The sequence below is a fragment of the Segatella maculosa DSM 19339 = JCM 15638 genome (genome assembly GCF_000382385.1).
GTDB lineage: Bacteria > Bacteroidota > Bacteroidia > Bacteroidales > Bacteroidaceae > Prevotella > Prevotella maculosa.
On the sequence record NZ_KB908320.1, the window covers coordinates 197259 to 220342 of the forward strand.

The window sequence follows — 23084 nt, forward strand, 5'->3', positions numbered from 1 at the left end:
AACATAATAAGAAACCATCAAAATTATAAATAAATAATGGAAACAATACTATCGATTGCAGGCAAACCGGGACTTTACAAGTTGGTTTCCCGCGGAAAAATGAATCTCATTGTCGAATCACTCGATGAAAGTCGGAAACGTGTTCCAACCTTTGCTTCCGACCGCGTGACAAGTCTGGCAGATATCGCCATGTACACTGATGCAGACGACGTTCCTTTGTGGAAAGTACTTGACAACGTAGGAAAGATTGAAAGCTATAAGAAGACTGCCATCAATTATAAGAAATCCGGTTCGAAAGAACTTCGCACCTATTTCGCAAAAGTACTGCCCAATTTCGACCAAGATCGGGTGCATGACAGCGATATCAAGAAACTACTTCAATGGTATGATTTGCTGATAAAGGCCGGCATTACTGATTTTAAGGATACCTTGGCACCGACGCAAGGCGAAAGCATCGAAGAACGCGCAAACGAAGAGTAATCAGTCGCACGGTCTTCTTTCTGAAACAAACACGATTATCCCCGTAAATGTCTGACATCTGCGGGGATTTATCGTAAGTCTCGCCATTGTCCCTTAGCTGTTAAATAATCAAAACAACAATCTTTTTTACGTTACATTCGACACAACATCACGCACATTTTTATATATTTGTGGGCACATAAAAAGACATGCCAATGAGAAACTTGCTATTCACAGCCTTTCTTACGCTCACTACGACATGTATTCGTGGAAACAATGATTTGAGCATTAACGGAAACCACGTTGATAAAAGCGTGGTAGAGATTTGCTTTGAAGACTCAGGAGTTACGCTGCATTGGAGCGACAACACCAAGACATGCAACAAAATGGCAGATGTCATGACACGACTTGCGTGCGGAGAAGGAATTGATAAGGCATATATTGCCTCTGTGAGCGGAATATATGACAAAAAGATACTGGTAAGCGGGACGCAGCAAGGCTCCTCTATCAACATTTATGATATAGTTGGGAACAGACTACAGCATGTTCCAACCCTTCAGCAAGCCACGCTGATAGACATCAGTCACCTGAATACGGGAATATACCTCTTGCAAGACAAAAACATGGTCATCAAATTCATCAAGCGATAAGCGTCCAACTCTCCCAAAAGCCTCTCCCCTGCCCCTTTCTCGACCTCCAATGGAAGTCCTCTTGTACCTCCAATGGACATCCTCTTCGACTTCTAATGGAAGTCCTATCCTACCTCCACTGGAAGTCCTATCCTACCTCCAATAGGCCTCCTATTGTATAGATACTATCTATCCTTCTCTATATATAGTATCTATAGCTTCCTATACATACTATCTATCCTTCCCTACATATACTATCTATACCAAAGGACCTTAAGTATAACTCCTCAAGGACCTTAAGTATAAGTCCTCAACATCTTTAAGTATAACTCCTTAAGGACCTTAAGTATAAGTCCTCAACATCTTTAAGTATAAGTCCTCAAGGACTTTAAGTATAAGTCCTCAGGGACTTTAAGTATACCCTCCCTCCTACATAAAAAACAGGCCTTGCGAATAGTTATTCGCAAGGCCCGTTTTTTATTAATTTATAATTCAAAATTCATAATTCATAATTATGATTTGCCCACAAGCTCGGGCTCCCTCCCTTGGGGAGGGCCGGGGTGGGTGTCTAATTTTGAATTATGAATTTTGAATTACTTCACCACCTTCCTCGTTGTCCCGTCGCTCATCTTCAGGATATTTATTCCCGGTTCCATGCGGCTGCGGCGTCTGCCGTCGGTGCCGTAGATGGCCTTCACGGTGGGTTCGTCCACAGTGGTTGGACGGTTGATGCCCGTGCTGCCCTTGCGTGTAAAATAGCCCGTGGTGGGATTAGCCATCGAGATGTCCGTCTTCGCCGGGTCGTACTTCACCGAACCAATCAGCTCCGGGCAGTCTTTGAATATATCGGTCGACCGTGTGGCCGTCCATGCCTCGTTGCAATTTCGGTATCGTCGTTGTAGCTTTTCAGCGTGGTGTTCTGCTTCAGAAAGATGCTGCTTGAGTTCTTCGCATGGAATTCATTCTTACCCATGAACACCACCGTCAGGTAATCTTCTTTTCATACTCTTTTGTGCTCATCCTTAAACCTCCTTCATGGAAGCAACGCCTTCGGGAGCGTGGGACGTTTCGGTTAATCATTTTGTTCTTTTTGTTAAATTGTCTGATTGCTGCTACAAAATTACACACGAAATGAGCAAAACCACCTATCACCATCGGACAAAAACTTATCAATATCGGACATTTTGCAGGTTCGCCCGACTTATCATTATCGGACATCGACCCCATTTAACCCACTAAAATATAGTCTTTTACCAGTGATAGGTTTAAACTATTTAACAACAGCTACTTTTTGACATCAAAAGAGCCTTGCATGATCATAAAAAAAAGAATTAAAAAACTTGCCGGATAAGAAATAATGTTTATATTTGCAATGAACAATCACTGACAATGGCATAGGAAAACAGAAGGGCTGAAAGCAAGAATGACGGACATTTCAACCTATCCGAAAGGCAGTAACTTGGGGAGCCACTTGGCACAGGTCGGCCGAGGCATTTAAAATGAACTTTCCAAGTATAGAACAGAAATCACAAATCTAATTGACAGGAATATGACACTTTCAGAACAAGACCGCAGACAGTTGGATGCACACGGTATCCGCGAGGCGCAGGTAGAGAAACAGTTGGAACAGATTGCACGGGGCTTCCCCTTTTTGCAGCTCGAGCGTGCGGCAAGCGTGGGCAGGGGAATCGTCGCGCCATCGGAAGAAGCGTGCGAAACGTACGTTCGTCGGTGGGAAACGTATAAAAGCGAGAAGCACAAGGTCGTGAAGTTCGTGCCGGCCAGTGGGGCTGCCAGCCGCATGTTCAAAGACCTTTTCGCGTTTTTGGAGGCCTCTTATGACGTTCCGACGACAGCTTTCGAGCGGGAATTCTTCGGAAATATCGGCCGTTTCGCATTCAAAAAAGCACTGGACAAGGCATGCGAGGCCGATATGGGCAAAGACGTCGAGGCGTTGATTTCGGAAGGACGCTACAAGGAGGTCGTTGCACATCTGCTGCAGACCCCGGGGTTAAACTATGGGAGTCTGCCCAAAGGTCTACTCCTCTTCCATCGTTATGAAGACGGGGCACGTACGCCTATGGAAGAGCATCTGGCGGAGGCTGCGCTTTATGCCTGCTGCGGCGGAGAAGCCAGCGTGCATTTCACGGTGAGCCACGAACATCGGACGTTGTTCAAGGCTAAGGTGGACGAGAAAACTGCCTACTTTGCAAAGAAATTCGGCGTGAATTATCACATCAGCTTCTCAGAGCAGAAGCTGAACACAGATACGATTGCCGCCAATCCTGATAACACGCCGTTCCGCAACACCGATGGGAGTCTGCTCTTCCGTCCCGGCGGACACGGTGCACTGATAGAGAATTTGAACGAAATCGATGCCGATATCGTATTCATCAAGAACATCGATAACGTGGTTCCTGATAGGCTGAAGCCCGTAACAATCACTTATAAGCAGCTTCTTGCCGGTATGCTCGTTGATGTTCAGCAACGGATTTTCGGTTATCTGGAGCTGCTCGACACCGGGAAGTACAATCATGAGACGCTGGAGGAAATCATTCGCTTCGTGCAACAGATATTATGTTGCAGGAAGTCGGACATCAAAGAGTTGGAAGATGCCGACCTCGTGATTTATCTCAGGCGGAAACTAAACCGCCCTATCCGTGTGTGCGGCGTCGTAAAGAACGTAGGCGAACCGGGCGGAGGTCCATTCCTTACCTATAACCAAGACGGGACCGTCAGTCTGCAGATATTGGAGAGTAGCCAGATTGACACGAGTAAAAACGAATACGTGGAGATGTTTAAGAACGGCACACATTTCAATCCGGTCGACTTGGTCTGCGCCATCAAAGATTATAAAGGAAAAGCCTTCCATCTTCCCGACTATGTAGACCGGACGACAGGCTTCATCAGCAGCAAAAGCAAGAACGGCCGCGAACTGAAGGCATTGGAGCTGCCGGGACTTTGGAATGGCGCGATGAGCGATTGGAACACAATATTCGTGGAAGTGCCGCTTGAAACGTTCAATCCCGTAAAGACCGTGAACGATCTCTTGAGGGAGCAGCATCAATAAGCATGGAGAAATTTGAATTCACAAAACCCGAACTTGAAGAAACGGAGGTCATTCTCAATCACCTCCGCGACACCATCAACGACACGCTGAAGCCCGATGATGAGCTCCAATTACGCGAACAGCTGATGAAAGCCATCGAAGAAGGCCAAATACAGCGCGATGTCTTTGGACTGAACCCTGTGCTTCAGGCCTTGCGCACGGCACAAATTGCGGTAGACGAAATTGGACTGAAACGCGACGGTGTGCTTGCCACTTTGCTCTTTCCCCTCGTCATTAACGGGCATCAGACCGTAGATGACATCGAAAACAAATTCGGAACAAGCGTCGCCCATATCATTCAAGGATTGGTCAAAATCCATAACTTATACGAGAAGAACCCAATTATAGAGAGTGAGAACTTCAGGAACCTGCTGATTTCATTCTCCGAGGATATGCGCGTCATTCTAATCATGATTGCCGACAGGGTGAATCTTATGCGGCAAATCCGTGACACGGAAGCAACGGAAGCCAAAAAGGAAGTGAGCGAAGAGGCAAGCTATCTCTATGCCCCACTCGCCCACAAGCTCGGATTGTATCAATTGAAAAGCGAACTCGAGGACCTGAGCCTGAAATACCTTGAGCATGATGCCTACTATATGATAAAGGATGCGCTGAATGCGACAAAGACTTCACGCGATGCTTATATTAGAAGCTTTATTGGGCCGATTGAAGAACATCTGACTGCGGCCGGGCTGAAGTTCCACATGAAAGGACGTACGAAGAGCATTCACTCTATCTGGCAGAAAATGAAGAAGCAGAAATGCAATTTCGAAGGCATCTACGACCTGTTTGCTATTCGCATCATCTTAGATGCTCCTGTCGAAAAAGAAAAAATGCAGTGCTGGCAGGCCTATTCCATCGTCACGGACATGTATCAACCCAATCCTAAGCGGCTGCGCGACTGGCTCAGTGTGCCCAAAAGTAACGGCTACGAGAGTCTACACATCACGGTCCTTGGTCCCGAGAACAAATGGGTCGAGGTGCAGATACGCACCAATCGTATGGACGAAATCGCCGAGCACGGCCTTGCTGCCCACTGGCGTTACAAAGGCATTAAGAGCGAAGGCGGCATTGATGAATGGCTGGCCAATATCCGTTCGGCCTTGGAGAATAATGACGACCTTCAACTGATGGACCAATTCAAGATGGACCTCTACGAAGATGAAGTCTATGTCTTCACGCCGAAAGGTGATCTGCTGAAGTTTCCCAAGGGAGCCACCATCTTGGACTTTGCCTATCACATTCATTCCAACATCGGCAATACGTGTGTCGGCGGAAAAATCAACGGGAAGGCGGTTAGCCTACGGGAGCAACTACACTCGGGCGACACGGTAGAGATACTGACCCAGAGCAACCAGAAGCCCAAGCAGGATTGGCTCAATATCGTGAAGAGTTCGAAAGCGAAGGCAAAGATAAGGCTTGCCTTGAAAGAGACACGGGCCAAGGACGGACTATATGCAAAGGAACTGCTCGAAAGACGCTTCAAGAACAAGAAAATCGAGATTGAAGAGAGTCTGATGTCGCACGTCATCAAGAAGCTGGGCTACAAGGAAACCTCGGATTTCTATAAAGACATCGCCGAAGAACGCTTGGATACTAACACGGTCATTGAACGTTACGTGGAGCTACGCGACCATGATAGCGGGGTCCGACAGACCGAGAGCGCAGAGAACTTCGAATATGAAAGTCCGAACGAGCAGTTCACCCGCAAGAACGATGATGTGCTCGTCATTGACCGCAATCTAAAAGGTATCGACTATAAGCTCGCACAATGCTGCCACCCCATCTACGGCGACGAGGTCTTCGGCTTCGTGACGGTCAGCGGTGGCATCACCATCCATCGTCGGAACTGCCCCAATGCACCCGAGCTGCGCAAACGTTTTGGCTACCGTATCGTAAGAGCAAAATGGGATGGTAAGGGAAGTAGTCAATACGCCATCACGTTGCGCATCATCGGCAACGATGACATTGGCATCGTCAGCAACATCAGCAATATCATCTCTAAAGAAGACAAGCTTACGATGCGCTCCATCAATATTGACTCCCATGACGGACTCTTCAGCGGAAACGTTGTCTTGATGATCGATGACAATAGCAAACTCGACGCGCTCATCAAGAAGCTGCGCACAGTGAAGGGCGTCAAGCAAATCATCAGAATATGAAAACCATGAGGAAAATCCTTACGACATTGCTGCTGCTCTTGGCCGTTCATGCGAATGCAACTGCCGACTATACCCGCGAAGACAGCGTCAAGGTAATGCGACTGTTGGAAGAAGGGCAGAAACAGCCCCGGAATGCCAACTTTATCTTGTTTTATGCCCGAAGGCTGGTGGGGATACCCTACATAGCTCAGACGCTCGAAGTAAACAACCGGGAACGACTTGTCATCAATATGCGCCAACTGGACTGCACGACCTATGTGGAGAACGTCTTAGCACTCACACTTTGTACGCAAAATAGGAAAACGACGTTCGCCGACTTCTGTAACTATCTACGGCTTATCCGTTACGAAGGTGGAAAAATCGACTACACATCACGCTTGCACTATTTCACCGACTGGATTGCCGACAACACAAGGCTTGGCTTTGTGTACGAAATCCAACGGAACGGTGCGCCATTCACGCAGGTGCAGACGGTACGTGTAGGCTATATGACCCGCCACGCCGCCGACTACCCTATGCTGAAAGCCCATCCCGAACGCTTGAAGGCCATTGCCGAAAGCGAGCGGAAGCTGACCGGCAAGCAATTCCGCTACATTCCCAAAGTACAGATTACCAACAGTAGCCTCTGTCGTAACACCATCAAAGACGGCGACATCATCGCCATCATCACCGCCAAAAAAGGACTCGACACGAGCCATATTGGCATCGCCGTGTGGCATAAAGACGGTCTACACCTGCTCAATGCCAGCCAAGTGCGCCGCCGGGTCGTGGAAGAACCGATGCTCCTGCGCACCTACATGGCAAAGCATCCCATGCAGACGGGCATACGCATCGTCAGAGTAGGGAAGAAACCGACGAGACAACCATAGTCAGATAGTAAAGAAAGTCTTACACGAGAAGTTTGGAATGGACTTTACGTCCTCCCCCTCAAAAAAAGCAAAGACTTTCCATAAAGAAAGCTAAAAAGACCGCTTTCGTAATATTACTGTCCGCAAAACCATAATACCACACGTCCAACTTCTTGCCGATCAAGAGTTAGGCATTTTAGTCATTCGAGCAATGTCGTAGCCCTGACGCGACTCAATGTCTCGGGCGTCATCTGCAGATAACTGGCAATATAAACCAAGGGTGCCCGAAGAACTACCTGAGGCATGAGCTTACACATCTTCTTATATCGGTCTCCGGCGGTCTCGAAACGCACCAAATCGGCATGCACCTGAGAAAGAATAAGGCTTTCTTCCAGAATCTTGCGATAAAGTATCTGAATGTTCACATTATGAAGAGCAACCTGCTCCAATCGGTGCTTTGGCAACGCGTAAATCTGGCAGGACTCGATCGCTTCCACTTGAAGAAAGGAAGGTGTTTCGCGGAAAAGGCTCTCGATACACATGAAAATCGAACGGTCAGAGCCGAGATGCTCGGTCACCTCTTTGCCGTTCTTGAAATAGAACTGGCGAATGAGTCCTTTGTCCAAATAATAGATATTCTCGCATACCTCTCCCTCTTCGAGTATCATTTTTCCTTTGGCAAACTTCATGGGAACGAGGACGCTCTCTAATACGTCCAGTTCGTCATGCGTCATCGTACTGTATTTGCGTGCAAGCTCGCGGGCTATATCACGTGGTGTGTTTATCGGTTCTTTCATATTCGGTCTCCTTAAATGTTTATTGTTTTATGATCCTATTCTCTTACTAATCCAGTTTCAGCACGGCAAGGAAGGCTTTTTGCGGCACCTGCACATTGCCCACCTGTTTCATGCGTTTTTTGCCTTGCTTCTGTTTCTCAAGTAGCTTGCGTTTGCGGCTCACATCGCCTCCGTAGCACTTCGCCGTGACGTCTTTGCGTACCTGCTTCACGGTTTCGCGGGCGATGATTTTTGCACCGATAGCTGCTTGAATAGCGATGTCGAACTGCTGTCGGGGTATAAGTTCCTTGAGCTTTTCACACATTCGCCGGCCGAAGACCACAGCATTGCTTTCGTGTGTCAGTGTCGAGAGGGCGTCTACCGGCTCGCCGTTGAGTAGGATGTCCAGCTTTGCCAATTTGGAAGGACGGAAAGAGTCTATATGATAATCGAACGAGGCATAGCCCTTCGAGATACTTTTCAGTTTGTCGTAGAAATCGATTACGATTTCGCCAAGCGGAATCATAAAGTGCAGCTCCACACGGTTGCCGGTCACATACTCCTGTTTAATCAGCTCGCCCCGCTTGTCGAGGCATAGCGTCATGATCGGGCCGATATAGTCGGCAGCTGTGATGATGGTTGCATGGATATAAGGCTCTTCGATATGGTCGATGAGCGGCTGCTCAGGCAACCCCGAGGGATTATGCACCTCCTTCATGTTCCCCTGCTTGTCATACACGTTATAGGAAACGTTGGGCACCGTGGTTATCACGTCCATGTTGAATTCGCGGTCGAGCCGCTCCTGAATGATTTCCATGTGGAGCAGTCCGAGGAAGCCGCATCGGAAGCCGAAGCCCAAGGCGATGGAACTCTCCGGCGTGAACGTCAGCGAGGCATCGTTCAGCTGGAGCTTCTCCAATGAAGCGCGCAGACTTTCATAGTCGTTGGGGTCTATCGGATAGACGCCGGCAAACACCATCGGCTTCACTTCCTGAAAACCTTCGATGGCCTGCCTGCAAGGATTAGCCACAGAAGTAACCGTGTCGCCCACCTTTACCTCGGTGGCCGTCTTGATGCCGCTGATGATATAGCCTACCTCGCCTGTGGTAAGCTCCGGCTTCGGCATCATGTCCATCTTCAGCACGCCCACTTCGTCGGCATTATATTCCATGTCGGTGTTGAAGAACTTCACTTTCTCACCCTTCCTGATGCTCCCGTTCAACACTTTGCAAAGTACGATGACACCGCGGAAGCTATTGAATATCGAGTCAAAAATCAGTGCCTGCGCAGGCGCTTTCCTATCGCCAACGGGAGCGGGAATCCTTTCGACGACTGCTTCGAGAATACTTTCCACGCCTTGCCCCGTTTTTCCAGAGGCACGTATGATGTCTTTACGTTCGCAGCCGATTAGCTCAACAATCTCATCCTCCACCTCATCGGGCATGGCATTCGGCATGTCAATCTTGTTGATAATGGGGATAATCTCCAAGTCGTGGTCAATGGCCATGTAGAGATTAGAAATGGTTTGTGCCTGAACGCCCTGCGTAGCGTCTACGACAAGCAATGCACCTTCGCAGGCGGCAATCGAGCGCGACACCTCGTAAGAGAAGTCCACGTGCCCCGGAGTGTCTATCAAGTTGAGTATGTAGTCTTTTCCGTCGGCAGACTTGTAGTTCATCTGAATGGCATGGCTCTTGATGGTGATGCCGCGCTCACGCTCCAAATCCATATTGTCGAGCATCTGCCCCTCGGTGATTTGAATGGTCTGCGTCTTTTCCAGCAAGCGGTCTGCCAGCGTAGACTTTCCATGGTCGATGTGGGCGATGATACAAAAATTCCGAATGTTGCTTATCGTGTCCATTTGATGATTATCCATTTTTGAGATACAAAGATAGTGTTTTTTCTCTGATTATTTAGTATCTTTGCACAAAATAAAAGCATTTTGTCAAGATGAAAAAGATATTATTTTCCGTACTTGCCCTGCTGTCACTCTCGGCATGTCATCACGAAACGATTGAAGAGCGGGCCGAGCGCGAAGCCCAAGAATACACGCAGAAGGTGTGCCCCACCCCGGTTGTCAACTTCACGCGCACGGACAGTCTTGTGTTCGACAAGGCCACGAACACGCTGATTTACTATTGTTCGTTCACCGATAAAATGGATGATGCCAAGATTGTCGATGCCAACAAGCAAAAGATTTCCGACGGACTCCGCGAAGGCTTGCTCAACGACACGGGCATCAAGACCTATCGCGAGGCGGGTATCCATTTCAAATATGTTGTTCATTCGGATAAAGCGCCCAAGAAAGTCTTGTTTCAAGAGGCATTCTAATCATTTCCACCGACCCTTTTTCCATCAATGAAGGCACTCCGCCCGATAGGAGTGCCTTATGACAATATGTACTTTCGTCGAGTACAATATATACTTTCGTCAACTACAATATATACTTTTGTCAACTACGGCTCATACTTCCGTTGAGTACGACTTATACTTCCGTGGGGCACGACTTATACTTCCGTCAATGACAAGTCCTATACTTGTCGACTACAAGTCCTATACTTGTGGGGCACAAGTCCTATACTTGTCAAGGTCTTGGCCTGAGCGGACGCACGAGCCGTGCGTCCCTACATTGCCCAAGTTCCTATACTTGTCAAGATTCGGCCCTCGTGATGTAATCGGCTATCCAGCGACCCACTTCCACCGTACCGTAGTCCGGCCCACCGGCTACTTGTATTTCGGGCGTGCGCACGTTCGCCTCCAACGAGGCATCGACCGCCCGGCGTATGCATGCGCCCTCATCGTTCAGCCCAAAATGTTCCAACAGCATGGCGGCCGAGAGTATCTGTGCCACGGGGTTGGCAAGGTTCTTGCCGGCCGCCTGTGGCCAACTGCCATGCACCGGTTCGAAGAGCGGCGTATGCTCGCCAAGGCTTGCCGAGGGCTGCAGCCCCATGGAGCCGGTGATGCAACTCGTCTCGTCGGTGAGAATGTCGCCGAACGTGTTCTCCGTCACAATGACATCGAAGAACGTCGGCTCCGTCAGCACGCGCATCGCGGCATTGTCGATGAACATGTAATCGGTCGTCACCGCGGGGTATTGCGGTTCCATCTCTTTGGCAATCTGCCGCCACAGCCGACTCGATGCCAGCACGTTGGCCTTGTCTACCACCGTCAGATGCTTGCGCCGCTTCATGGCCGTTTCGAAGGCAACTTTTAAGATGCGTTCTATCTCGGGACGGGTATAGATATCGGTGTCGTAGGCCTTGTCGTTGTCCTGATATTTCTCGCCGAAATACATGCCGCCCGTGAGTTCGCGAATGACGACGAAGTCGGCACCCTTCAGCAGTTCTTCTTTGAGCGGGCTCTTGTGGAGCAGGCAATCGAACGTGGCAACGGGGCGCACGTTGGCAAACAGGCCGAGCTTCTTGCGCATGGCCAGCAGGCCTTGCTCAGGGCGCACCTTGGCCGTTGGGTCGTTGTCGAAGCGCGGGTCGCCCACAGCGGCAAACAAAATGGCGTCGGCATTCATGCAGACCTTGAACGTCTCTTCGGGGAAAGGGTCGCCCACTTCGTCGATGGCATGAGCGCCGCAAACGGCCTCCTGATAAATGAATTGATGGCCGAACCTCTTTGCGACAGCATCCAATGCGGCCACACCCTGCTTCATAATCTCCGGCCCGATACCGTCACCGGCCAGTACTGCAATTTTTAATTTCATCGTATTTCTATTGTTATTTGTTAAGAACTCAATTCTCTTGTTCCGGTGCCTCGATGATGTTCAACATCTTGATGGTTGCCTTGATGGCAGCCTCGGTTTGGTCGGCATCAAGGCCGCGGGTGCGAAATATCCGCCCGTCTTCCCGCCTCCATGTGATGATTGTCTGCACCAAAGCATCGGTCCTTCCTCCCGGCGGAATGCTCACCTGATAGTTCTCCAAGAGCGGGAACACGCGGTTCAGCCTGTGCTTGTATATCTTTCGCAAAGCCTTTACGAAGGCATCATACTGTCCGTCGCCCGAAGCATCTTCCTCATAAACCGTTCCGTGAACAGAGATTTTGAGGCTCGCGATAGGCCTGAGACCATAGGACGTGGAAACCATGTAGCTCAAGAGTTTGACGACTTCGTTGGGCGTGTTGTGCTTCAGCACGTCGGAAACAATGTAGGGCAGGTCGTCCTGCGTGACGAGTTCTTTTCTGTCGCCCAGCTGCGTGATGCGTTTCGTCACGGCCTTGGTCTGTTCGGGCGTAAGTTCCAAGCCCAGCTCGTTTAGGTTCTGAATGATATTGGCCTTGCCCGAGTTCTTTCCCAAGGCATACTCGCGATGGCGTCCGAAGCGTTCGGGGGCAAGTTCATTGCAGTAGAGCTTGTCTTTGTTGTCGCCGTCGGCATGCACACCGGCCACCTGCGTGAAGACATTGTCGCCCACGACCGGTGTGTTCGGAGAAACGGCTATGCCGCTATAGCCCTCCACCAGATGCGTGACGTCTACCAAGGAACATTCGTCGATAGGCGTGGCCATGTGGCACATGTCTTTCAATACCACATGAACGGAAGACAGCGGAGCATTACCGCAACGCTCGCCTAATCCGTTGACCGTCACGTGCAACCCGCGGGCCCCGGCCTTGACGGCAGCAAGGGAATTGGCCACGGCAAGGTCGTAATCGTTGTGTGCATGGAAGTCGAAATGGCAGTCGGGGTATCGCCGGGTCATCATTCCCATATACGTTTCTGTCTGGTGAGGCGTGAGAATGCCCAAGGTGTCGGGCAGCATGAAGCGCAAGACGGGCTTGTCATGCAGGGCATCCATCAGCTGAAACACGTAGTCTGGGGAATCCTTCATGCCCGAAGACCAGTCTTCTAAGTAAAGATTGACCTTGACTCCCTGCGCTTCGGCATACGACAGCACGCTTAATATGTCGGCAATATGTTCTTGAGGGGTCTTCTTCAGCTGCAAAGCGCAATGTTTCAGACTGCCTTTGGCCAGCAGATTGATGACCTGACAGCCACATGCGCTAATCCAATCCACGGATTGCTTGCCATCGACGAAGCCGAGCACCTCTATCTTATGAAGCAACCGGTTGGCCTTGGCAAAACGGCAAATCATTCTTACCGCCTCCTTCTCTCCTTCGGACACACGGGCTGAGGCAACTTCTATCCTATCCACTTTGACGTCAGACAGCAAGGCACGGGCAATGACCAACTTCTCGTGGGGAAGGAAAGACACGCCGTTGGTCTGTTCGCCATCGCGCAACGTGCAATCCATGATTTCTATCTGTTTGCCTGCTCCCATGCTTCTACTTTATTCCGATTCTGCACAAGAAAATCAACATCATCAAGCCCGTTCATCAGGCAATGCTTCTTGTAACCGTTGATTTCAAAATGCTCGCTCTTGCCTGTTGCAAGGTTGGTTACCGTTTGATTGGGAAGGTCAACCTTGACCTCTGTCCCATGGTTATCGGCTATGCTTTCGAACAGTTCTTGCAGGAAGCCTTCAGAAACAACGACCGGAAGCACAAAGTTGTTCAACTCGTTGTTCTTATGAATATCAGCAAAGAAAGAGCTAATGACGACTCGGAAGCCGTAGCTTGCAATGGCCCAAGCGGCGTGTTCACGTGAAGAACCCGAGCCGAAGTTCTTTCCAGCAACAAGGATAACACCGCTATAAGACGGATCATTGAGTACGAAATCCTTCTTCACGGAACCATCTTTATTATATCTCCAATCCCTAAAAAGGTTCTCTCCAAAGCCTTCCTTGTCTGTTGCCTTTAAGAAACGGGCCGGTATAATCTGGTCAGTGTCCACATTCTCCAATGGCAAAGGAATGCATGTTGAGGTAATAACGTCGAATTTCTGTTTCATAACAAATCAATTAGTGTAAAGTAGGACTACATGCGATGTAAAGTAGGACTACACGCAATGTAAAGTAGGACTACATGTGATGTAAAGTAGGACTACATGCAAAGGGTACGCGGATCGGTTATCTTGCCCGTGATAGCGGCAGCAGCGGCAACAAGCGGCGATGCAAGTATCGTACGTGAGCCGGGGCCTTGCCGCCCCTCGAAGTTACGGTTACTGGTTGACACGGCATACTTTCCTGCAGGAATCTTGTCATCGTTCATTGCCAGACAGGCCGAACAGCCGGGCTGCCGAATGACAAAGCCAGCCGCCTCGACAACCTTATCAATACCTTCTTCGCGTATCTGCCGGTCTACAAGCCAAGAACCGGGAACCAACCATGCCGTAATGCCATCAGCTTTACGCTTTCCCTTGACGATACTTGCAAAAGCTCGAAAGTCTTCTATGCGTCCGTTGGTACACGCACCCAAGAAAACGTAATCAACTGCACGACCGAGCAACTTCTCTCCGGGTTGAAATCCCATGTAAGCCAAGCTCTTCTTGAAAGAAGCCTGCTCACGTTCATCAATCATATCCAATGACGGTATGCACTCATCTATGGCAATCCCCATGCCCGGGTTAGTTCCATAGGTGATACGCGGGGCTATATCGGCAGCATCAAAACAGAGTTCTTTATCAAACACGGCATCGTCTCCGCTTCTCAATGTCCTCCAATAGGCAATCGCCCTGTCCCATTCTTTGCCTTTCGGAGCATATTCCCGCCCCTTGATGTATGCAAACGTAGTCTCGTCGGGGGCAATAAAACCTCCACGGGCACCCATTTCGATAGACAGATTGCAAAGCGTCAGTCGACCTTCCATGCTCATATTGCGAACCACATCGCCGCTATATTCCACGAAATATCCCGTTGCACCGCTTGTCGTAAGCCTACTCATCAAATACAAGGCTACGTCTTTTGCAACCACACCCGGCTGCAACTTGCCATTGATATTGATGCGCATGCTTTTCGGTTTCTGTTGAAGTATGCACTGGGAAGCCATCACCATCTCAACCTCAGACGTTCCTATACCAAAGGCAACCGCCCCCATTGCACCGTGTGTAGAGGTGTGAGAGTCTCCGCAGACGATTGTCATTCCCGGCAAGGACAGGCCTTTCTCTGGTCCGACCACATGGATGATGCCATTGTCTTTTGAGTTCATCTTGAACTCGGTCAGGCTGAATTCCTCACAATTCTTGTCCAAGGTGTCAAGCTGTTTCCTTGAGACGGGGTCATCAACGGGCTTATCCTGATCATGGGTCGGGGTATTATGATCGGGCATACAGAATATCTGTTGGGGACGGAAACACTTCAATCCGCGTGCTCTCATGCCGGCAAAAGCCTGCGGAGAAGTCACTTCATGACAATACAAGCGGTCGATATACAGCTGCGTCGGCCCGTCTTCAACGACCTGAACAACATGCTTGTCCCAAATTTTGTCGAACAACGTATTCATATCTTAGTTTCTAAATTTGTTGATACAGTCTATATAGGCCTCCACACTGGCCGTAACAATGTCGGTATCTGCACCGAAACCATAGTAAACATGGCCATCGTACTCCACCTGCATGTGCACTTTGCCCACGTCGTCAGAGCCTTTGTCTATCGCTTGAATGGTAAATTCTTTCAATGACATCTGCTTATGAATGATTTTCTTCAAGGCGCGAATGGCTGCATCTACAGGACCATTGCCCGAAGAAGCCTCTTCAAACTTCTGCCCTGCAATATCCAAGCCTATACTTGCTACGCTCTTCACACCCTTTCCCGTGGTTACTTGCAGATAATCAAGCCTAACACTATGGGATTCTGACATGTCAGCACCCGCCAACATCAGCACATCGTCATCCGTAACCTCCTTTTTCTTATCAGCTAAGATAAGAAACTTCTTGTAGATTTTATCTAATTTGTCTTCGTCTTCTATTTCAACTCCGTTGACATGCAACCGATATTTCAGTGCAGCACGCCCCGAACGTGCGGTCAGTACGATTGCATTGTCGTCTACACCAACATCTTTCGGGTTGATGATTTCATAAGTTTGTACATGCTTCAACACACCATCTTGATGAATACCGCTCGAATGGGCAAAGGCATTGCGCCCTACAATGGCCTTATTCGGCTGCACCGGCATGTTCATCAGGCTGGAAACCAAACGCGATATCGGCACGATTTTCGTGGTATTGATGTGCGTATCGATATCAAGTCCCTTATGGCATTTCAATATCATGGCTATCTCTTCCAATGAGGTGTTACCTGCCCGCTCCCCAATGCCGTTGACCGTCACTTCAACTTGGCGTGCCCCATTCAGAACGCCCTGCAAGGTGTTGGCCGTCGCCATGCCTAAATCGTTGTGACAATGCGTGGAAAGTACCGCTTTATGAATGCCATCGACATGCTCCATCAGGTACTTGATCTTATTTCCATATTCATCAGGCAGGCAATAACCTGTCGTGTCAGGGATATTCACCACCGTTGCACCAGCCTTGATGACCGCTTCAACGACGCGTGCCAGATATTCATTGTCCGTTCGACCGGCGTCTTCGGCATAGAACTCCACGTCTTCGACAAACTTCTTTGCATACTTTACTGCTGCAACGGCACGCTCAATGATTTCTTCACGCGTGGAGTCGAACTTATATTTAATATGTGAATCGCTGGTTCCGATGCCCGTATGAATGCGCTTGTGCTTGGCATATTGCAACGCTTCTGCAGCACAATCGATATCCTTTTCGACTGCACGTGTCAGCGCACATATGGTAGGCCACGTCACAGCTTTCGATATTTCCACAACCGAATGAAAGTCTCCGGGAGACGAAATGGGGAACCCTGCCTCAATAACGTCGACTCCCAACTGCTCCAAAGCCTTGGCCACTTGAATCTTTTCCACTGTATTCAGCTGGCAACCGGGCACTTGTTCCCCGTCACGAAGGGTGGTATCAAAAATAAATAATCTGTCACTCATATCTCATTTGTTTTATATTACAACGCAAATGAACAAAAAAGCCTTCCACACTTACAAGGAAGTGAGAAAGGCTTCTGACTTTTCCATGGCTCAATCAGCCACACACCTTATCACTTCCACTTTCATTTTGAAGTCGAATTCGAATAATGATGCATAGCGTAGCCAAAGATGTAGCTTTCATTTTCCAATTATTTTTAACTTTACGGTTGCAAAGATAGTGATATTTTTCAGATAAACAAAGAAACTAAAAGTTTTTTATTTGAATTTCTTTCAGTTGATTATAAAATGCGCCTTCTTTGTTTCGGGCATCAAAGCCCGTTACCTTTAATATTATGTGGCAGTCTTCCTTTTTGTCAATCTAATTCATTTTCGATTTGCATTCGCCTGCAAAATATATTATCTTTGGGTCGGGGAAAGCAGGGATATGCTTTCCCTTTTTTCGTATAAAACGGAGAAATGGCGCGTAAAATATGCAGGAATGGATTGCAGAATGAATGATTTCGGCTTTCAATATCAGCCATATTGTGCGGCAAAGTGATGCATATTACCACACAATATGGTTTATTTCAATCGCTAAAGCGAAGAGAATTGAAAGGTAAAGGCTAACAGACAGAAAGACCGTACGGCTGTTTTTGTCCGCTATTTTGAGTTTTTCTTTAAAATAAATTAAACATGGAAGCTTTGTATTCGAAGCATAGCTTCACCGACTTAAAAAGGCATCGGACCGTTATCGTCTCTTGGTGGCGGACCAAAAGGATTATCCATAGGCGGCATATCGCCTCCGTTCATTTTGGAACCGATGATTTCTCCACCGCCAGAAGCCGTGTTATAAGACTCTTCGGGGTTACGGAAGCTGGTGAATTCGCCCTTGAACGTAAGGAGAACGTCGCCGGTTGCGCCCTTACGATGCTTGGCAATGATGACCTGCGCCATGCCATGAAGGTCGTTACCTTTCTCGTCTTGATAGATATGATAGTATTCCGGACGATGAACGAACAGTACCATGTCGGCATCTTGCTCTATGGCTCCCGACTCACGCAGGTCACTCAGCTGCGGACGCTTACCCTCAAGGCCCTCACGGTTCTCTACCGTTCGGTTCAACTGCGACAAGGCGAGAATAGGAATATCAAGCTCTTTAGCAAGCCCTTTCAGCGAACGTGAGATGGTAGACACCTCTTCCTGCCGACTACCGAACTTCATTCCGTTGGCATTCATCAGCTGAAGATAGTCGATCATGATGATTTTTACTCCTTTTTCGCGCACCAATCGGCGGGCCTTCGTGCGGAGTTCGAATACGGAAAGTCCAGGGGTATCGTCGATATAAACAGGCGATCCGGTCAATTTAGGCAGATGCTTGTCGAGCCGATCCCATTCATCTGGCGACAACTGACCGTTGAGCATCTTGCCACCTGCTATCTCACAAGTGTTTGAGATAAGGCGATTCACGAGCTGAACATTATTCATTTCGAGAGAGAAGAACGCAATAGGAACATGCTCATCTACGGCAATATTCTTGGCCAAACTCAATGCAAAAGAGGTCTTACCCATGGCAGGTCGGCCGGCAATAATCACCAAATCGCTCTTCTGCCAGCCGCTCGTCATCTCGTCAAGCTTCGTATATCCCGTCGGAATACCCGTCAGGCCGCTTGGATCGGCAGATGCTTTCTGCAGAATATCTATTGCCTGCTGAATGATAGGATCAATCTGCGTGTAATCCTGCTTCATGTTCTTTTGAGAGATTTCAAAAAGACTACCTTCAGCTTCCTGCATCAACAAATCGACGTCAACCGTATCATCGAAGGCCTTTTCCTCAACTCTGCTGGCAAACTGTATCAGTTGTCGGGCAAGGTGCTTTTGGGCAAGAATGTGAGCATGATATTCTACATTGGCAGACGAAGCTACACGGTCGCTGATTTCAAGCAAATAGCTTGGTCCGCCGACATCATCAATGGTGCCTTCCGCTTTCAGTTGCTCCGTCACGGTCATGATATCAACCGGACGCTCGCTCATATTGAGGTTCTGAATGGCCTGATAGATTTTCTGGTTGCGAGGCTCATAAAACGTCTCGGGACGAATGAACTCTGATATCAGCGAGAATGCGTCTTTATCTATCATCAATGCACCGATGACGGCACGTTCTATGTCGGTGGCTTGTGGTTGCAAGTGACTGTAAGTGGTGTCTATGCCAGCCGACGGCTTGCGATGTCGCGGGGTATTGCTGTTGTTCTCTGCCATGAAAAAAAGATTTTCGGCAAAGGTAGTCATTTTTTGTCTATATGAGTTCTCGGTAAACGGATTTTTTGTATTTTTGCAATACATAAATCAATACACAGACTATGATTACTTTTCCTTGCGCCAAGATTAACCTCGGACTGAATATCGTTGGGCAACGACCAAACGGTTACCATGACCTTGAGACGGTTTTCTACCCTGTTCCGCTTTGCGATGCGCTCGAAATCAAATACATGGGAGAAGAATTCCCTTCGGAAGTGGATTGTGATTTGAAGGTGACCGGGAATGTCGTAAACTGCAATGAAGCCGACAACCTCGTCATCAAAGCCTATAATCTCTTGGCGAAAGACTACAAACTGCCACGCGTCCACGCCCATCTTTATAAACAAATTCCGTCAGAGGCCGGTTTGGGTGGTGGCTCCAGTGACGCGGCATACATGATCAGACTGCTTGACGAACGCTTCAGACTGAACATCGGCAAGGCCGAAATGGAACGCTATGCTGCAAGATTAGGAGCCGATTGCGCGTTCTTCATCAGTAGCGAACCTTCGTTTGCCACGGGCATAGGCGATGAACTCATGCCTGCAGACGGGCCAAAAGGAAATCTGGACGGCTATCATATTGCGATTGTAAAACCAAACATAGCCGTCTCGACCAAAGAGGCCTATGCCAACATCTCTCCCCATAAGCCGGAAAAATGCTGCAGAGACATCGTAAGGCAGCCCATCGAAACGTGGAAAGATGAACTCATCAACGACTTTGAAGTGCCTATATTCAACCGTCATCCAGATTTGGCAGCCATCAAAAAGCAACTTTACCAACTTGGTGCCGTCTATGCTGCCATGAGTGGAAGCGGCAGCAGTCTTTTCGGCCTCTTCAAGGAAGAACCATGCCATCTTAACACTGCGTTTGCAAACTGTTTCACTTTTACCGCCAAACTCTGACATAAGAAAACCGCATACACATGTATCAATAAGGCATTCACATATTTCTGAGATTACAATTCCAAGCGTCCGACATCTCCTTGCAAGGTAATGTCGGACGTAGTTTTTGTAAATTATTTTCAAATCTTATTATTCCCATGAGAACCGGAAAAGAGTCGAAAAAACCGCCCTTGTAACTTACTGATATTCAGTGTGCTATGAGCGTCAAAATTCCCTTATAAGAGAATTCAAATTCGCTTATAAGACAATTTAAATTCTCTTATAAGACAATTTCAAAAAAATGCGTAGTAAATCTCAAAAGTGTGCGCAGTAAGTTTGAAAAGACTTATAACTGTAAATTATTTTCATACGAATTAAATTTCGACTGGCATCGTAGCAAATGAATATAAAGAGCGTAGAAAAATACGGAAAAAAGAGGTATTTCGCCTTTTTCCTCCCAATTCTGTACTTCTCGTTTGCCTGTCTTCCGTCACCTTTTCAGGACTTTGTTTGGATTGGACGACTACAGGCATAGGGTGTACTCTGCAGGTTTCATCGCCTGCCTACGGATGGTCGTACTTTTTGGGCTTACAGTAAGACCATCATTATCCCAAGTTCGCATAATATAATATATCAAGGAGAAGCAACAAAAGATGGAGATGAGAATGAAGACAAGAAGCAGCGAGCGGAAGTGTTCCGACAATTCACCGTGAGCTGCTCCTTAGCGGAGAAGTTGCGCCTCCTCTCCCAGTATGATGAATACTGAAAATGAACTGCTTCGGGTATTTTTTTGCACAGTATTATTGAAAAAACAGCAATAAATTTTCATATCATCTAAAAAAATCGTATATTTGCAGACCCGAAAGAGTGGGTGACATAAATTAAAGTAATCAGAATTCAATTTTATATTTACAGACATGACAAAGGCAGACATCATTAATGAGATTGCATCAACGACAGGAATTCCCAAGAAAGACGTGGGCGTCGTTGTCGAGAGTTTTATGGAAACCATCAAAAAGAGCCTGCTTGAAGAGAGAGAGAACGTATACCTCCGTGGCTTCGGCAGTTTTGTCATCAAACACCGGGCCGCCAAGACCGCACGTAATATTCTCAAGAACACGACAATAATGGTCGAGGCTCACGACTTGCCAAGTTTCAAGCCGTCAAAAGCATTCGTTGAGCAGATGAAAGGCGAATAACTATCAAAACATTATATAAAATTTCAAAATCATGCCAAACGGAAAGAAGAAGAAGGGCCACAAGATGGCCACTCACAAGCGCAAAAAGAGATTGCGCAAGAATAGACATAAGAGCAAGTAATCGCTCGATAGCCTATTAAGGACTCTGGGGCATGTCAACTAATCCACAAGGAGGCGTGACATGCCCCTTTGTAGTAACAGTCAGAACTAAGTAAAGATTTTCAAAATGACCAGCGAAGTTGTAATCGACGTAAGAGACAAAGAGATTTCGATTGCCCTATTAGAAGACAAAAAACTCGTAGAGTATCAGAATGAGCCGCGACAGGCCTCTTTCTCTGTTGGCAACATCTATGCAGCAAAAGTTAAGAAACTCATGCCGGGACTTAATGCCTGCTTCGTAGATGTTGGTTATGAACGCGACGCTTTTCTCCACTATCTTGACTTAGGCAGTCAATTCAATTCTTACACGAAATACCTGAAACAGGTAGGCAGTGACAGGAAGAGACTCTATCCTTTCAGCAAGGCGCAGAAACTTCCCGACCTGAAGAAAGATGGCAGCGTACAGCAAGTGCTTACCGTGGGCCAAGAGGTCTTGGTGCAAATCATCAAAGAACCAATCTCTACAAAAGGACCTCGTCTGACAGGCGAATTGTCCTTCGCAGGACGCTTCATCGTCTTGATTCCGTTCGGAGATAAAGTCTCGGTCTCCTCAAAAATCAAAAGCGGAGAAGAACGTGCAAGGCTCAAGCAGCTCATCTATAGCATCAAACCGAAGAACTGCGGCGTCATTGTCAGAACGGTTGCCGAAGGAAAGCGGGTGGCAGAGCTTGACACCGAGATGAATGTCTTGACCAAGCGATGGGAAGATGCTATCCTCAAAACGCAGAAACAACAGAAAAGGCCACAGTTGGTATTCGAAGAAACAGGAAGGGCGATCGCCATGCTGCGAGACCTATTCAATCCGAGTTTCGAAAACATCTACGTGAACAACGAAGAAGCCTATAACGAAGTTAAACACTACCTGACACTCATTGCCCCCGAAAAGGCAGACATCGTCAAGCATTACACAGGAAAAGTGCCTATCTTCGACAACTTCAATGTTACGAAACAAATCAAATCAAGCTTCGGTAAGACCATTAATTATAAGCATGGCGCTTACTTGATCATAGAGCACACCGAGGCCTTACATGTTGTTGACGTGAACAGCGGTAACCGCACAAGGTCGGAAAACGGACAGGAAGCTAACGCCTTGGACGTCAATCTGGGTGCGGCCGACGAGTTGGCACGCCAACTGCGACTCCGCGACATGGGAGGCATCATCGTGGTCGACTTCATCGACATGAACCTTGCAGAAGACCGACAGATGCTTTATGAGCGCATGTGCAAAAACATGCAGAAGGACAGAGCCAGACACAATATCCTTCCTTTGAGCAAGTTCGGGCTCATGCAAATCACGCGCCAGCGTGTGCGCCCGGCCATGGACGTCAATGTCGAAGAGACCTGCCCCACTTGCAATGGAACGGGAAAGATCAGGTCGAGCATTCTCTTCACCGACCAGTTGGAAAGAAAGATTGACAGCCTTGTCAACAAGATAGGCATCACGAAATTCTATTTGCATATCCACCCGTATGTAGCGGCCTACATCAACAAGGGCTTTATCTCCCTTCGACGCAAATGGCAGCTGAAATACGGCTTCGGCGTACATATCATTCCTTCGCAGAAACTTGCATTCCTGCAATACGAGTTTTACGACATGAAGGGAGAGTTCATCGATATGAAAGAAGAAATAGAAACCAAGTAGAGAACGTCGCTTAAGAACAAATCTATCGGAAGGACATCTTTGTGACGTCCTCCCGATATGTTTTTTGTTTGAAGAAGACATGCAAAAAGGCAC

The 23084-nt window shown here is 48.0% G+C and carries 19 protein-coding genes; 10 read left to right on the forward strand and 9 right to left on the reverse strand.

Annotated elements, in window-relative coordinates; genetic code table 11:
* Positions 1 to 36 precede the first annotated feature (36 nt).
* Both H164_RS0102900 and H164_RS0102905 read left to right on the forward strand, forming a co-directional pair.
* Positions 37 to 480 (forward strand): DUF5606 family protein, encoded by a 444-nt coding sequence (locus H164_RS0102900; protein ID WP_025829695.1) that lies wholly within the window; start codon positions 37 to 39, stop codon positions 478 to 480.
* 194 nt (positions 481 to 674) lie between these two features.
* Entirely contained in the window at positions 675 to 1109 is a 435-nt protein-coding gene (locus tag H164_RS0102905) for a T9SS type A sorting domain-containing protein (RefSeq protein WP_019967226.1), read from the forward strand.
* Positions 1110 to 1681: 572 nt separating this feature from the next.
* Here H164_RS0102905 and H164_RS0102910 read toward each other — a convergent pair.
* Positions 1682 to 1900 carry a hypothetical protein gene (locus H164_RS0102910; protein ID WP_019967227.1) on the reverse strand — a complete coding sequence of 73 codons (219 nt, stop codon included), beginning with the start codon at positions 1898 to 1900 and terminating at the stop codon, positions 1682 to 1684.
* Positions 1901 to 2637: 737 nt separating this feature from the next.
* On the opposite strand from H164_RS0102910, the gene H164_RS0102915 reads away from it, so the two are divergent.
* From H164_RS0102915 to H164_RS0102925, 3 genes are read left to right on the forward strand one after another with little or no spacing between them, the layout of a single operon-like run.
* Entirely contained in the window at positions 2638 to 4158 is a 1521-nt protein-coding gene (locus H164_RS0102915) for a DUF4301 family protein (RefSeq protein ID WP_019967228.1), read from the forward strand.
* Between the two features lie 2 nt (positions 4159 to 4160).
* On the forward strand, positions 4161 to 6359 hold the full coding sequence (locus H164_RS0102920; RefSeq protein ID WP_019967229.1) for a RelA/SpoT family protein: 2199 nt from the start codon (positions 4161 to 4163) through the stop codon (positions 6357 to 6359).
* The gene (locus tag H164_RS0102925) at positions 6356 to 7228 is read left to right on the forward strand and encodes an N-acetylmuramoyl-L-alanine amidase-like domain-containing protein (protein WP_019967230.1); all 873 of its coding nucleotides are present in this window, start codon (positions 6356 to 6358) and stop codon (positions 7226 to 7228) included. Before H164_RS0102920 ends, H164_RS0102925 begins: the two co-directional genes overlap by 4 nt.
* Positions 7229 to 7407: 179 nt before the next feature.
* Here H164_RS0102925 and H164_RS0102930 read toward each other — a convergent pair whose 3' ends face one another.
* Entirely contained in the window at positions 7408 to 8004 is a 597-nt protein-coding gene (locus H164_RS0102930) for a Crp/Fnr family transcriptional regulator (protein WP_019967231.1), read from the reverse strand.
* A gap of 46 nt (positions 8005 to 8050) precedes the next feature.
* The gene (lepA, locus tag H164_RS0102935; RefSeq protein ID WP_019967232.1) at positions 8051 to 9844 is read right to left on the reverse strand and encodes a translation elongation factor 4; all 1794 of its coding nucleotides are present in this window, start codon (positions 9842 to 9844) and stop codon (positions 8051 to 8053) included.
* Positions 9845 to 9933: 89 nt separating this feature from the next.
* Between lepA and H164_RS0102940 the strand changes: the two genes are divergently transcribed.
* Complete coding sequence (locus H164_RS0102940; RefSeq protein WP_019967233.1) at positions 9934 to 10314, forward strand: hypothetical protein; 381 nt, start codon at positions 9934 to 9936, stop codon at positions 10312 to 10314.
* A 319-nt stretch (positions 10315 to 10633) separates the two neighbouring features.
* Here H164_RS0102940 and leuB read toward each other — a convergent pair whose 3' ends face one another.
* The 5 genes from leuB to H164_RS0102965 all read right to left on the reverse strand — a co-directional run bounded on the left by leuB (position 10634) and on the right by H164_RS0102965 (position 16836).
* Positions 10634 to 11701, reverse strand: coding sequence for a 3-isopropylmalate dehydrogenase (gene leuB, locus H164_RS0102945; RefSeq protein ID WP_019967234.1), 1068 nt, complete (start codon positions 11699 to 11701; stop codon positions 10634 to 10636).
* 28 nt (positions 11702 to 11729) lie between these two features.
* Positions 11730 to 13274: an alpha-isopropylmalate synthase regulatory domain-containing protein gene (locus tag H164_RS0102950; protein WP_019967235.1), complete on the reverse strand. Its 1545-nt coding sequence runs from the start codon at positions 13272 to 13274 to the stop codon at positions 11730 to 11732.
* Positions 13253 to 13843 carry a 3-isopropylmalate dehydratase small subunit gene (gene leuD, locus H164_RS0102955; protein WP_019967236.1) on the reverse strand — a complete coding sequence of 197 codons (591 nt, stop codon included), beginning with the start codon at positions 13841 to 13843 and terminating at the stop codon, positions 13253 to 13255. The genes H164_RS0102950 and leuD overlap by 22 nt, the downstream gene beginning before the upstream one ends.
* A 92-nt stretch (positions 13844 to 13935) precedes the next feature.
* On the reverse strand, positions 13936 to 15333 hold the full coding sequence (gene leuC, locus H164_RS0102960; protein ID WP_019967237.1) for a 3-isopropylmalate dehydratase large subunit: 1398 nt from the start codon (positions 15331 to 15333) through the stop codon (positions 13936 to 13938).
* A 3-nt stretch (positions 15334 to 15336) separates the two neighbouring features.
* A complete protein-coding gene (locus H164_RS0102965) occupies positions 15337 to 16836 on the reverse strand; it encodes a 2-isopropylmalate synthase (protein WP_019967238.1) in 1500 nt (499 codons plus the stop codon).
* A 28-nt stretch (positions 16837 to 16864) separates the two neighbouring features.
* On the opposite strand from H164_RS0102965, the gene H164_RS16045 reads away from it, so the two are divergent.
* A complete protein-coding gene (locus H164_RS16045; RefSeq protein WP_019967239.1) occupies positions 16865 to 16993 on the forward strand; it encodes a hypothetical protein in 129 nt (42 codons plus the stop codon).
* 551 nt (positions 16994 to 17544) lie between these two features.
* Here H164_RS16045 and dnaB read toward each other — a convergent pair.
* Positions 17545 to 19071, reverse strand: coding sequence for a replicative DNA helicase (gene dnaB, locus H164_RS0102980; protein ID WP_025829692.1), 1527 nt, complete (start codon positions 19069 to 19071; stop codon positions 17545 to 17547).
* 101 nt (positions 19072 to 19172) lie between these two features.
* On the opposite strand from dnaB, the gene ispE reads away from it, so the two are divergent.
* From ispE to H164_RS0103000, 3 genes are all read left to right on the forward strand, one after another.
* Positions 19173 to 20012 carry a 4-(cytidine 5'-diphospho)-2-C-methyl-D-erythritol kinase gene (gene ispE / locus H164_RS0102985; protein WP_019967242.1) on the forward strand — a complete coding sequence of 280 codons (840 nt, stop codon included), beginning with the start codon at positions 19173 to 19175 and terminating at the stop codon, positions 20010 to 20012.
* 896 nt (positions 20013 to 20908) lie between these two features.
* Complete coding sequence (locus H164_RS0102990; protein ID WP_019967243.1) at positions 20909 to 21190, forward strand: HU family DNA-binding protein; 282 nt, start codon at positions 20909 to 20911, stop codon at positions 21188 to 21190.
* Between the two features lie 226 nt (positions 21191 to 21416).
* Complete coding sequence (locus tag H164_RS0103000; RefSeq protein WP_019967244.1) at positions 21417 to 22991, forward strand: Rne/Rng family ribonuclease; 1575 nt, start codon at positions 21417 to 21419, stop codon at positions 22989 to 22991.
* The last annotated feature ends 93 nt before the right edge of the window (positions 22992 to 23084 follow it).

What these genes read in the sequence shown, in the direction of transcription:
- H164_RS0102925 (WP_019967230.1), top strand. Translation starts at nt 6,356, where the DNA reads ATGAAAACCATGAGGAAAATCCTTACGACATTGCTGCTGCTCTTGGCC.
- H164_RS0102920 (WP_019967229.1), top strand. Translation starts at nt 4,161, where the DNA reads ATGGAGAAATTTGAATTCACAAAACCCGAACTTGAAGAAACGGAGGTC.
- dnaB (WP_025829692.1), bottom strand. Translation starts at nt 19,071, where the DNA reads ATGGCAGAGAACAACAGCAATACCCCGCGACATCGCAAGCCGTCGGCT.
- lepA (WP_019967232.1), bottom strand. Translation starts at nt 9,844, where the DNA reads ATGGACACGATAAGCAACATTCGGAATTTTTGTATCATCGCCCACATC.
- leuD (WP_019967236.1), bottom strand. Translation starts at nt 13,843, where the DNA reads ATGAAACAGAAATTCGACGTTATTACCTCAACATGCATTCCTTTGCCA.
- H164_RS0102940 (WP_019967233.1), top strand. Translation starts at nt 9,934, where the DNA reads ATGAAAAAGATATTATTTTCCGTACTTGCCCTGCTGTCACTCTCGGCA.
- H164_RS0102900 (WP_025829695.1), top strand. Translation starts at nt 37, where the DNA reads ATGGAAACAATACTATCGATTGCAGGCAAACCGGGACTTTACAAGTTG.
- leuC (WP_019967237.1), bottom strand. Translation starts at nt 15,333, where the DNA reads ATGAATACGTTGTTCGACAAAATTTGGGACAAGCATGTTGTTCAGGTC.
- leuB (WP_019967234.1), bottom strand. Translation starts at nt 11,701, where the DNA reads ATGAAATTAAAAATTGCAGTACTGGCCGGTGACGGTATCGGGCCGGAG.
- H164_RS0102990 (WP_019967243.1), top strand. Translation starts at nt 20,909, where the DNA reads ATGACAAAGGCAGACATCATTAATGAGATTGCATCAACGACAGGAATT.
- H164_RS0103000 (WP_019967244.1), top strand. Translation starts at nt 21,417, where the DNA reads ATGACCAGCGAAGTTGTAATCGACGTAAGAGACAAAGAGATTTCGATT.
- H164_RS0102965 (WP_019967238.1), bottom strand. Translation starts at nt 16,836, where the DNA reads ATGAGTGACAGATTATTTATTTTTGATACCACCCTTCGTGACGGGGAA.
- H164_RS0102930 (WP_019967231.1), bottom strand. Translation starts at nt 8,004, where the DNA reads ATGAAAGAACCGATAAACACACCACGTGATATAGCCCGCGAGCTTGCA.
- H164_RS0102905 (WP_019967226.1), top strand. Translation starts at nt 675, where the DNA reads ATGAGAAACTTGCTATTCACAGCCTTTCTTACGCTCACTACGACATGT.
- H164_RS0102950 (WP_019967235.1), bottom strand. Translation starts at nt 13,274, where the DNA reads ATGGGAGCAGGCAAACAGATAGAAATCATGGATTGCACGTTGCGCGAT.
- ispE (WP_019967242.1), top strand. Translation starts at nt 19,173, where the DNA reads ATGATTACTTTTCCTTGCGCCAAGATTAACCTCGGACTGAATATCGTT.
- H164_RS0102915 (WP_019967228.1), top strand. Translation starts at nt 2,638, where the DNA reads ATGACACTTTCAGAACAAGACCGCAGACAGTTGGATGCACACGGTATC.
- H164_RS16045 (WP_019967239.1), top strand. Translation starts at nt 16,865, where the DNA reads ATGAACAAAAAAGCCTTCCACACTTACAAGGAAGTGAGAAAGGCTTCT.